The following is a 10,062-nucleotide window of genomic DNA, read 5'->3' as shown; positions in this document are numbered from 1 at the left end:
TCTTTTTCTCCTAAAAATTATTGGTTGGCAGGCTGACCAAGATACGCTTCAATCACCTTCGGGTTATTCTGAATTTCATGAGAATCACCTTCAGCAATCTTAATACCATGATCAACACATACAATATGATCACACACTCCCATCACAACCTTCATGTCATGCTCCACAAGGAGAACGTCAATACCCAGTTCTGATATACGTGTAATGTCTTTCATTAACTCTGAAGATTCAGAGGGGTTCATTCCGGCGGCAGGCTCATCCAGCAGTAGTACTTTGGGTTCCGAGGCAATAGCCCGGGCAATTTCAAGCCGTCGCTGCAGGCCGTAGGGCAGACTGGATGCCACATCATCGGCATATTTTTCAACCCCCATGAAGGTCAGGGCTTCCATGGCTTTTTCTTTTATAAAGGCTTCTTCGCGCTTCTGGGACGGGGTTCTGAAGATCGCTCCCACAACCCCCTTGGAGGCCCGGCAGTGCCTGGCCACCATGGCATTTTCAACCGCAGTCATGGCAGAAAAAAGACGGATATTCTGGAAGGTTCTGGCAATCCCTTTGTCAAAAATCACATAGGGGCGTTTGCCGAGAATGCTTTTCCCGTCAAAGATCACGTCTCCTTCAGATGCCTGGTACACACCGGTGAGCACATTGAAAACAGTGGTTTTCCCTGCACCATTCGGCCCGATCAACCCGACAACGCCACCATTGCCGATTGTAAAACTCAAATCAGATATTGCTAAAAGCCCGCCAAACCTTACAGTAACATTTTTTAATTCTAGTTGTGCCATACAGAAATATCAACCCATTAAATTTTAAAAACTTACAAACAACTTAAAAAGCGCTTCTATAGCCTGATTGTAGGTTTCTGTAGCCCATATGTTTTATCTTGTCAACTAAAAAAATTGCGTTTTCCCATGACGATTATCATAAACCCGGAACTGGCAAAGCGATAAAAATTTGAAATGGTCTAACCATACTAAAACGCATTTTTGGCTTTGTTCAAATTTTACCTTTACAAAACATTTACATTTATATTGACATTTAATCAAAAGACTGTCACACTATGAAAAAATCAGGAGACAAAGGCTTAACATGAGAATAGAACTGACCCAAAACCAGCAAAAGGTGCTTACTTACCTGAAACAGCAAATCAAGAAAAACGGTGTTTCCCCCAGCCTTCGTATGGCCGCCGCCGAACTTGGCATCAGCCATGCCGCGGTTGCCCAAACTCTGAAAACCCTTGAAGACAAGGAGTATATCCGACGGGAGGGCCGATACAGCCGGTCCCTCCATATCCTGGACCCTGTCGGGGATTTGCACATTTTGCAAAGGCAAAAACAGATTCCTGTCATTGGTCACATCACGGCCGGTCTTCCCATGTATGCTCAGCAGGAATGGGAAGGCAGTCTCCTGGTGGATGCAAAAATATACCCGGGGCAGAATCTTTTTGCCCTTAAAATACAGGGAACTTCCATGAAAAATGCCGGTATTCTCGACCAGGACCTTGCCATTTGCGAACCCCGGCAATATGCCCGTAACAAAGAAATTGTCGTGGCCCTGATCCATCATGAACAAGCCACGGTAAAACGCTTTTTCCTTCACCCGGAGTTTATTGAACTGCGACCTGAGAACCCGGATTTTAAGTCCCGGGAATATGCATTTGAAGACGTATTGATCCAGGGCAAGGTTATCGGCATTATTCGCGGTCCCCAGGGCATGGAGATGCAATGACGAAAAACAATGCATGTAAACTTTTCGTGGGCACCAGCGGCTACTCCTATGGGGAATGGATCGATTCCGGATTCTATCCTGACGGCACTCATTCTTCCAATATGCTCAATTTTTACACGCAGGTCTTTATAACCACAGAACTCAACTATACCTGGTACCAGATGCCAAAGGCACCGGCCATTGAACGTATGTGTACAAAGGTACCGGAAAACTTCAAATTTGCCGCAAAGCTGACACGGACCATGACCCATGAAATAAAAAAGGGAGTCTGGCAAAAAGAAGTCATGCTTTACCGTCAGGGCATAGAGCCGTTAATTCAATCGAAAAAACTGCTTTGTATTCTCATCCAGCTTCCACCCTGGTTTAAACGATCCATAAAGTACAGGCATTATCTTGCAGCACTTTTGGATGAACTTGCGGGACTGCCTCTTGCCGTGGAATTCCGGCATGATTCCTGGGCAGAGGACAAGGTCTTTTCAGAACTTGAAAGACGAAAAGTGACTCTGGTATCTGTGGATGAACCGGATCTTCCAGGCCTTTTCCCACGCCTTGATGTGGTCACCAACCCAAATTTTTTTTATATCCGCTTCCATGGCAGAAATGCCGGAGGCTGGCGATCCGGCAACATGCAGAAACAATTTGACTATGATTATGCAGACCGGGAGCTTAAAGGATGGGCCGCCACCATTAAAACCGCCATGATGCCCGAAGCTGTGGCCGGCGGTATTTTTTTTAACAATCATGTGAGGGGTCAGGCCCCGAAAAATGCATTACGGCTGATCACCCTCCTGCTCAAGGGAAAACACCGTTAAAACACATGGAACGCTCCATCATCCATTTAAACATAGTCGATTTTGCTGTTGCCGTGGAAATCAATATGCAGCCGTCTCTCAAAGGCTATCCATTGATTATTGCCCCCCAGGGAACACCCCGGGCCGTGGTGTATGACATGAGTGATGAGGCCTATAAAGAAGGCATTCGAAAAGGCATGCCGTTGGCTCGTGCAAAGCGGATCAATAAAAAAATTAAAATTCTGCCCCCCAGTTTCAACCGGTATGAACGGGTTATGAAGGATCTTTTTAAAAAAACCCTTGCCTATACACCGCTCATCGAATCAGGAATGCTGGACGGCCATATATTCCTGGATGTCACAGGTTCAGGGCGACTTTTCGGCCCTTCAATTGATGTGGCATTTAAACTTAAAAAGGCGTTTACAAAAACATTCAATTTTGATCGCATCTGGTCTGTTGCCACCAACAAGCTGGTGGCCAAGGTAGCCACCCGTGTTGTCAAACCTATTGGAGAATATATTGTCGCCCCGGGTGAGGAAAAAGCGTTTCTTGCCCCATTACCCATCCATCTGATTCCCGGTTTTATAAAAACGGATTTAACCCGTTTCAAGGAATTCAATCTTCTTTACGTATCCCAGGCAAGGGCGCTTACCCTGGAACAGCTTCAGATCCCCTTTCATCACCGGGCTCCCCTGATTTACGACCGGATCAGAGGAATTGATCCCACACCCGTCACCAGGTTTTATGAAACCCGGTCAATCATACGGGCAGATCATGAATTTAACGACGACACCAACAATGCTGCCATATTAAAAAAGGCCCTCTATCTCATGATTGAAGAAATCTGCAGAACCTTGCGAAACCGAAAACTTACCGGCGCTGCCACAAAAATCATTCTCTCGTATTCGGACGGGCTGCAAAGTACCTCAAGATTAAAACTTACTCCTTCCACATCCAATGATATGACCCTGTTTAAAAAATGTGTCCCTCTTTTACATAAGGCATGGACCCGGCGAGTCCGCATCCGCCACATGCGCCTGATATGTGAAAAGCTTGCCCCGCAAGAGGTACAGATAGAACTGTTTACACCCAGAACAAAAGAGACAAAACAGGCCGACCTGATCCTGGCAATGGATGAGATCCGCACAAAATTTGGCAAAGGTTCAATCAAAACCGGTTTAACACTGATGGGCAAAATCGGGTAAAAGTGATTCCTTTAAACATAAGATCCCACTATTCTTTCATGTGGGGCACAGCTTGTGTAAAAGATTTATGCAGGCAGGCAAAGAGGCTTGGATATCAAAAGATTGCCTTGACAGATACGGACAATCTGTGCAGCATGTGGCCGTTTATAAAAGCATGCAGACACCAGGGATTAAAGCCAATCATTGGTGCGGAAATCACAGACTCCCGTACATCCCACAGAGCAATCTGTCTGGTGAAAAACAATAAAGGCTACAGCCATCTTACCCAACTTATCACCCAACGGCACAGAGACAAAAATTTTTCACTGAAAACAGCCCTGCCACACCTTTCAGAAGGGCTTGTGGTATTAACCAAAAACCATGACCTTTTGCCTTTCTGGTACGAAAACAATGTGGACGTTGCTGTCAATCTTGCCGGGAATCCCTTGTCGCAGCAACATCCTTTATGTGCGACAGCCAGAAAACTTGCCATTCCCATGGTGGCCACACCCGGCAGTTTTTTTATGAACAAAGAAGATGTAAAAATCCATTGCATGCTCAGGGCCATTGAAAACAACACCTGTCTGAGCCGACTGACCCATAAGGATGTCGCACCGGACACTGCATTCCTTGCCGGCCCTGACGTATACCGGGAAAAATTCAATATATTTCCCGATGCCATAAAAAACAGTTTTACCCTGGCAGAAAAACTTACGTTCCGGGAACCGGATTTTGGTATAGTGATGCCGCCCTTTGAAAACAACACCAGCCTTTCTGTTGATAAACTTTTATATCAAAAAACATTAAAAGGTGCAAAAATTCGGTATGGATCAAGTCTGTCAGGTCGTGTTATCAGGAGAATTGACCATGAACTTGCCATCATCCGGGAAATGAATTTTTGTGACTATTTCCTGGTGGTCCAAAGAATTATCAAAAAGGCGTCGCGGATTTGCGGCAGGGGCTCCGGCGCAGCCTCCATTGTGGCCTATTGCCTTGGTATTACCAATGTCTGTCCCATTAAATACAACCTCTATTTTGAGCGGTTTCTAAACCCGGATAGAAAAGACCCGCCGGATATTGATATTGATTTTGCATGGGATGAAAGGGATAACATCTTAAACTGGGTCCTGGATGAGTTTAAAGGCCATGCTGCCATGGTATCCAGCCATATCCTGTTTCAACCCAAAATGGCTGTCAGGGAAGTAGCCCGGGTATTTGGACTGCCCGAGGCGGAAATCAGCAAAGTATCCAAGCGGCTTCCCTGGTTCTGGAAACTCAATGAAGCCAGGGAAGATCTCTTAAAAAGAATCCAACAGCGGCCTGAATTCAGGTTCATGGATTTTCCCCAACCCTGGCCGGAAATCATGGGTTATGCCCAGGCCATCACCGGAACGCCAAGATACCTTAGTGTCCACCCCGGCGGCATTGTCATTACGCCAAACCCCATTGATACCTATGTGCCCATAGAAATGGCCCCCAAAGGAGTGCCCATCATCCAGTGGGAAAAAGATGCCGCAGAAGAGGCAGGCCTGGTCAAAATTGACATCTTGGGCAATCGGAGTCTCGGGGTGATCCGGGACAGCATAGAGAGTATCAGAGGCACTTTTGGTAAATTCGATGATTTTAACACCCTTGACCCTGAAGATGATTATGAAACCCAGCAGAATGTGGCCCAGGGCAATACCATGGGATGTTTCTACATTGAAAGCCCTGCCATGCGATTGCTGCAGAAAAAATCAAAGGTAGGGGATTTTGAGCATGTGGTCATCCATTCCAGCATTATTCGGCCGGCAGCCAATGAGTTCATCCTGGAATACCTCAAACGGCTTCATACGGGAATCTGGAAACCCATTCATCCCCTTTTAGAAGACGTTTTGAATGAAACCTTCGGCATCATGGTGTACCAGGAAGATGTCTCAAAGGTGGCGGTTAAAATGGCAGGATTCACCCACGCCCAGGCTGACGGCTTAAGAAAAATCATGTCTAAAAAGGACAAAGAATTAGAGCTTGCGGATTATTATGACCGGTTTAAAAACGGCGCCATAGAAAAAGGAGTGTCCCTAAAAGACATTCAATTGATCTGGGACATGATCACAAGTTTTTCAGGCTACTCTTTCTGCAAACCCCACAGTGCTTCTTATGCACGGGTATCCTTTCAGGCCGCCTATTTGAAAACCCATTACCCGGCCCAATTCATGGCAGCGGTTATCAGCAATCAAGGAGGCTTTTATTCCACCTTTGCCTAGGTATCCGAAGCCAAAAGACTGAATGTCAGAATTCTCAACCCTGATGTCAACAAAAGCGATATCCAATGGAAAGGCCACAATTTTAAACTCAGGGTGGGGTTGCTGTCCATCAGGGACCTTTCTGCTAAAACCATGAAAACTATTATTGTACAACGAAATAGAACCCCATTTTCAAGCCTTGAGGATTTTTTTGTCCGGGTCAATCCCAGGGAAGATGAAGCACGGGCCCTGATCCACAGCGGCAGCCTGGATTCATTGGATAACAAAGACAACCGGGCGAGTCTTTTATGGGCCTTTGCATCCTGGCAAAAACGAAAAAAAAAGACAGCTCAGCAGCCTTCCTTATTTGATCGTATCGGGTTTGATCATACCGGAGCAATAACCGCCATACCAGATCTCCCGGCTGAAAATCCTGTTGAAAAGCTTCGCAGAGAATTTTTTGTCCTGGGATTTTTATGCACCTGCCACCCCATTGTCCTTTTTAAAGACATCATCCAACAGCACAATACGGTCAAAGCAAAACACCTGCCAAAGTTCACCGGCAAAAAAGTAATATTCGCCGGATGGCTCATCACAGGAAAAGTTGTAAAAACCAAACATGGTGACCCCATGAAATTTTTGACCTTTGAAGATGAGACCGGTATTATTGAAACTATTTTTTTCCCAAAGCCCTATGCGCTCTTCTGCCATATGCTGGATTATGGAAAACCCTATCTGCTTTATGGGAAACTTGATTCAAGCTGGGGAGCCATCACCCTCACCGTTGAAAAAACCCGGCCGATTCATATCTTGATATGAAAAAGAAATCAACGTCCTTTAAAAAAAGCCTCTTACCCCATAATGACAGAGTGCCCACCCTTCTATGTATCTAATGATAGCCCTGTGGCTTTGATACCGGCCCGTCTCGATGTCTTTTTTAGGCGCTTATTTTTTTATTACTTGTTGAGATGCTTTTTGCCGTTCTTGTTATTCCATAATAGATTAAGAGCAAACCTACAATACAATTCAAAATTTGTACTGTCATATTTGGTATATTTGATTTTAATAAAGACAATATTATCATGGTTAAAGATAAAAAAAGAAACGTAGAGGAGCCGGTACCTAATCCAAATAGAACCAATTGTTTCTTTTTATATTTTTTTTCAATTGCTTTTGCAGAAAATATGCTGGTCCAAAATACTATGGTTAATGGACTTGAAATAGTTAATACAAAACAGCTTGTAAAACTATTAATCGGTGTCCACGCAATAGAACTAATTTGTTCTGTATTATTTATAAATACCAATCCTTTATATAAAATCATTAATCCAAATAGTATTAGTATTATCGAACTAACTGCTCCAAAGATTGTTTTCATTTTATCTTCTTGAAGTAATTTACCAATACCGATTAGTGATAAAACGATATAGATATAATCAGCCAGTGTAACTGCGAGAATGGCGAATAAACTGTTTGTGTAATTGCTATCGAGTGTAATTCCAAGAATATAAAAAAACACGGGCCCAAGGGCTAATTGAAGAAATAAACCTGTTAACATTCCATTTAGAAATGGCTTCATTATATACCTCATAATAAATATATTTTTCTTTGAGAGGAGCAGTTGCTCCCAACATACCTTTATAGGGTCAAAATCTTTAAAATATGAATAACTCTCAATGTTATAAATATGATATATGATCTAAAGAATAGAGAGAATGGTTGTTTTAAGTTTAATAAGGGGCTTTCATTAATAATTTAAGGAATGATGAATAATGAACGTTAAAATTAAAAGTGAAATTGATGAGATAAGCATGAAAATTATACGGAAGCTTCAGATGAATGCACGATTCACTTTTAGTGAAATAGGAAGAAGAGTAGGGCTTTCATCACCTGCTGTTGCAGAGCGAATTTATAAAATGGAAGAATCTGGTATAATAAATGGATATCATGCTGACATAAATCCAAATATTCTTGGGCATAATATTATGGCTTTTATCACTTTAACAACTCAACCAGAAAAATATCCAAAAATTTATTCTTTTGCTGAAAAAGAGAATGAGATCGTTGAGTGTCATCATATAAGTGGCAATGAATCTTTAATATTAAAAATTGCTTCGAGTTCCATATCCCATTTGAATAGTATGGTTGAAAGGTTGAGCAAATTTGGTGAGACCAAAACTTCGATTGTATTATCTTCACCTATAAAAAAGAAAATACTGGAATTTATTTAGACAGGGAAAGACTTGCTAAGGGATTGAAAATTATCCACTCTTCTGAAAAATTTTGCCATACCCATCATCACCCCTATATCTATAGGTATGTATCTGATCTGAATTATATTTCGACTCAGTAATTATTCATTCCTTCATCAATATTTATTTTACTTTCTCGCAAGGCTTTGTTACTCAGAGCATAGAAACCGGTCAGCATATAGATAATACCGCCTGCAACATAGATCATACGGATGGGCACAAAATCAGAGAGCCACGCAAAAAAAATGCCGGCAAACATAAATACCATATTCCGTAACATTTCCCGCGTCGCATAAACCCGCCCCAATTGTCCCTTTTCAACCGTGCCTTGCAACAATGAATCCTGCGCCACATCCCGAATGGCAGCTGGTGGACCAAACACAAAGACCCACACCACCGCCATCCATACAGTCTGACTGCTGGCAAAACCCAGTGTAAATAATCCGGAAATACAGGCATTCACTACAATAATACGACCTGGATAGCGGCGCAGCCAATCATTAATGGCCAGTGCCCCAAGGGAGCCTATGATCATACCCGTAAAATAACCCGTCACCTGATAGCCCCAATCGGATGCATCACCTTGCAAAGCTTTGGTGGTAAAAGCCAACATCAAGGCCCCGGTCCAAATACCATGGGGCCAATGTTCTATTGTTTCCATAATAGTCAGTGGTCTGGCGATGGGGTGTTGACGTAAATAATTCCATCCGGATACTAACGATTTCCAAAAGGATTCTCTTCCACCAGTAATTTCTGCTTCCTGACGTCCGGGCACCTTTATGAAAATAGCTGTGACAGCAGCCAGCGTGAATAAAAGGAGCACACCCAAGGCAATTTTGCGTAATGGTACCGCTAAAATGAGCCAGCCGCCAACAGTATAAGAGATAGCCACCATGATTTGATTGGACGCTAGAATATAGCTGTTGGCTTTGACCAATTGCGCATACGTGACCAATGAGGGAATAAGAGCTATACGGGCGGGTCTGTGGAAAACATCAGCTGCTGAGAGACCGGCTAAAATGAGATAAATGCCGGCAACCGACACTTTTCCATCCCCCTGTAAAAACCATATTGCAATACCAACCAGCACCAATCGAAGCAAATCCATGCTGATGAGCATATTTTTGCGGGGAAAGCGATCGACGAACACACCCGCAGCAGGACCCAGCAAAAAGGCCGGCAGTGTTCGCGCTACCATCGTACCGGCTGCCTGCAAAGTGGATCCCGTCTGTTCAAAGATTGTTACCAGAATTGTGACCGTAAACAATTCAATAGCAAGGGTTGTGATGGTATTGATAAACCAGAGAAATAAGAAATGTTGATTACGTATCATAAATTTATCATTATATATTCAGGATTACGAACGATTGCTTTTACTTCATGTCCTGCTTCTAATGCCTGGGCCAGCACCTCACGGCCAGTCAAACCCGTTGCACCCCATAGCACTATCCTCATTTAATAACTCCTTTTTATAAGGTTTCATCTATTATCACAATGAGATTTTTTTTTACTGTTCCCTTATAAATATATGTCATTCTTTTTTCGCTACCATGGGTAGTTAATTCATTGGTATTAAAATTCATCACATTATATAATCCCAAACCATTGCTCTCTACCCAGGAGATAAAAATAATCCCATCTGATACTTTGCTAACATAATATTTTTCATGGCCTTTTTTGGAACCAGGGTGTTCCCCTTTTATCAATTCCCAATACAACTCAGACTTTATTGATATAGAATATATAGCTTTTCCAGGTCGTGGTCCAGTTTATCTGCAATAATTTCCCGGTCTGAATGTTAACAAGTCTTTCATCGTCCAGACATGGTCAGTTAAGCCTGCCGCCATAAACGGTGTCGTTGGTTTATTATGCCTTTTTGTTA

General features: G+C 43.1%; 11 protein-coding genes. 6 read left to right on the top strand and 5 right to left on the bottom strand.

Going from position 1 to position 10,062, the window contains the following annotated elements:
- Positions 1–17 precede the first annotated feature (17 nt).
- Entirely contained in the window at positions 18–785 is a 768-nt protein-coding gene (locus K8S13_RS05585) for an ABC transporter ATP-binding protein (protein WP_291461070.1), read from the bottom strand.
- A 304-nt stretch (positions 786–1,089) separates the two neighbouring features.
- Here K8S13_RS05585 and lexA point away from each other — a divergent pair, with 304 nt between their 5' ends.
- Genes lexA through K8S13_RS05560 form a run of 5 tightly spaced genes read left to right on the top strand, consistent with a single transcriptional unit; the run spans position 1,090 to position 6,747 of the window.
- Positions 1,090–1,728 carry a transcriptional repressor LexA gene (gene lexA, locus K8S13_RS05580; protein ID WP_291461069.1) on the top strand — a complete coding sequence of 213 codons (639 nt, stop codon included), beginning with the start codon at positions 1,090–1,092 and terminating at the stop codon, positions 1,726–1,728.
- Entirely contained in the window at positions 1,725–2,540 is an 816-nt protein-coding gene (locus K8S13_RS05575) for a DUF72 domain-containing protein (RefSeq protein WP_291461067.1), read from the top strand. Before lexA ends, K8S13_RS05575 begins: the two co-directional genes overlap by 4 nt.
- Before the next feature lie 5 nt (positions 2,541–2,545).
- On the top strand, positions 2,546–3,724 hold the full coding sequence (locus K8S13_RS05570; protein ID WP_291461066.1) for a hypothetical protein: 1,179 nt from the start codon (positions 2,546–2,548) through the stop codon (positions 3,722–3,724).
- Between the two features lie 2 nt (positions 3,725–3,726).
- Positions 3,727–5,949, top strand: coding sequence for a DNA polymerase III subunit alpha (gene dnaE, locus K8S13_RS05565; protein WP_291461065.1), 2,223 nt, complete (start codon positions 3,727–3,729; stop codon positions 5,947–5,949).
- A gap of 18 nt (positions 5,950–5,967) precedes the next feature.
- The gene (locus K8S13_RS05560) at positions 5,968–6,747 is read left to right on the top strand and encodes an OB-fold nucleic acid binding domain-containing protein (RefSeq protein WP_367172534.1); all 780 of its coding nucleotides are present in this window, start codon (positions 5,968–5,970) and stop codon (positions 6,745–6,747) included.
- A gap of 118 nt (positions 6,748–6,865) precedes the next feature.
- On the opposite strand, the gene K8S13_RS05555 is transcribed toward K8S13_RS05560, so the two are convergent.
- A complete protein-coding gene (locus K8S13_RS05555) occupies positions 6,866–7,507 on the bottom strand; it encodes a LysE family transporter (protein ID WP_291461064.1) in 642 nt (213 codons plus the stop codon).
- Between the two features lie 193 nt (positions 7,508–7,700).
- Here K8S13_RS05555 and K8S13_RS05550 point away from each other — a divergent pair, with 193 nt between their 5' ends.
- Complete coding sequence (locus K8S13_RS05550) at positions 7,701–8,159, top strand: Lrp/AsnC family transcriptional regulator (RefSeq protein ID WP_291461063.1); 459 nt, start codon at positions 7,701–7,703, stop codon at positions 8,157–8,159.
- A gap of 115 nt (positions 8,160–8,274) precedes the next feature.
- Here K8S13_RS05550 and K8S13_RS05545 read toward each other — a convergent pair whose 3' ends face one another.
- Genes K8S13_RS05545 through K8S13_RS05535 form a run of 3 tightly spaced genes read right to left on the bottom strand, consistent with a single transcriptional unit; the run spans position 8,275 to position 9,886 of the window.
- Positions 8,275–9,513 carry an MFS transporter gene (locus K8S13_RS05545; protein WP_291461062.1) on the bottom strand — a complete coding sequence of 413 codons (1,239 nt, stop codon included), beginning with the start codon at positions 9,511–9,513 and terminating at the stop codon, positions 8,275–8,277.
- Positions 9,510–9,635, bottom strand: a complete 126-nt coding sequence (locus tag K8S13_RS05540) for an NAD(P)H-binding protein (protein WP_291461060.1) — start codon at positions 9,633–9,635, stop codon at positions 9,510–9,512. The genes K8S13_RS05545 and K8S13_RS05540 overlap by 4 nt, the downstream gene beginning before the upstream one ends.
- 14 nt (positions 9,636–9,649) lie before the next feature.
- Positions 9,650–9,886, bottom strand: a complete 237-nt coding sequence (locus tag K8S13_RS05535; RefSeq protein ID WP_291461059.1) for a hypothetical protein — start codon at positions 9,884–9,886, stop codon at positions 9,650–9,652.
- Between the last annotated feature and the right edge of the window lie 176 nt (positions 9,887–10,062).

The sequence above is a fragment of the Desulfobacula sp. genome, from assembly GCF_021107415.1.
The sequence above is the reverse complement of the archived record's forward strand: the minus strand, read 5'-3'. Positions and strand labels throughout refer to the sequence as shown.

Coding starts and splice junctions, on each gene's coding strand:
- K8S13_RS05585 (WP_291461070.1), bottom strand. CDS start 785: ATGGCACAACTAGAATTAAAAAATGTTACTGTAAGGTTTGGCGGGCTT.
- lexA (WP_291461069.1), top strand. CDS start 1,090: ATGAGAATAGAACTGACCCAAAACCAGCAAAAGGTGCTTACTTACCTG.
- K8S13_RS05575 (WP_291461067.1), top strand. CDS start 1,725: ATGACGAAAAACAATGCATGTAAACTTTTCGTGGGCACCAGCGGCTAC.
- K8S13_RS05570 (WP_291461066.1), top strand. CDS start 2,546: ATGGAACGCTCCATCATCCATTTAAACATAGTCGATTTTGCTGTTGCC.
- K8S13_RS05555 (WP_291461064.1), bottom strand. CDS start 7,507: ATGAAGCCATTTCTAAATGGAATGTTAACAGGTTTATTTCTTCAATTA.
- K8S13_RS05550 (WP_291461063.1), top strand. CDS start 7,701: ATGAACGTTAAAATTAAAAGTGAAATTGATGAGATAAGCATGAAAATT.
- K8S13_RS05545 (WP_291461062.1), bottom strand. CDS start 9,513: ATGATACGTAATCAACATTTCTTATTTCTCTGGTTTATCAATACCATC.
- K8S13_RS05540 (WP_291461060.1), bottom strand. CDS start 9,635: ATGAGGATAGTGCTATGGGGTGCAACGGGTTTGACTGGCCGTGAGGTG.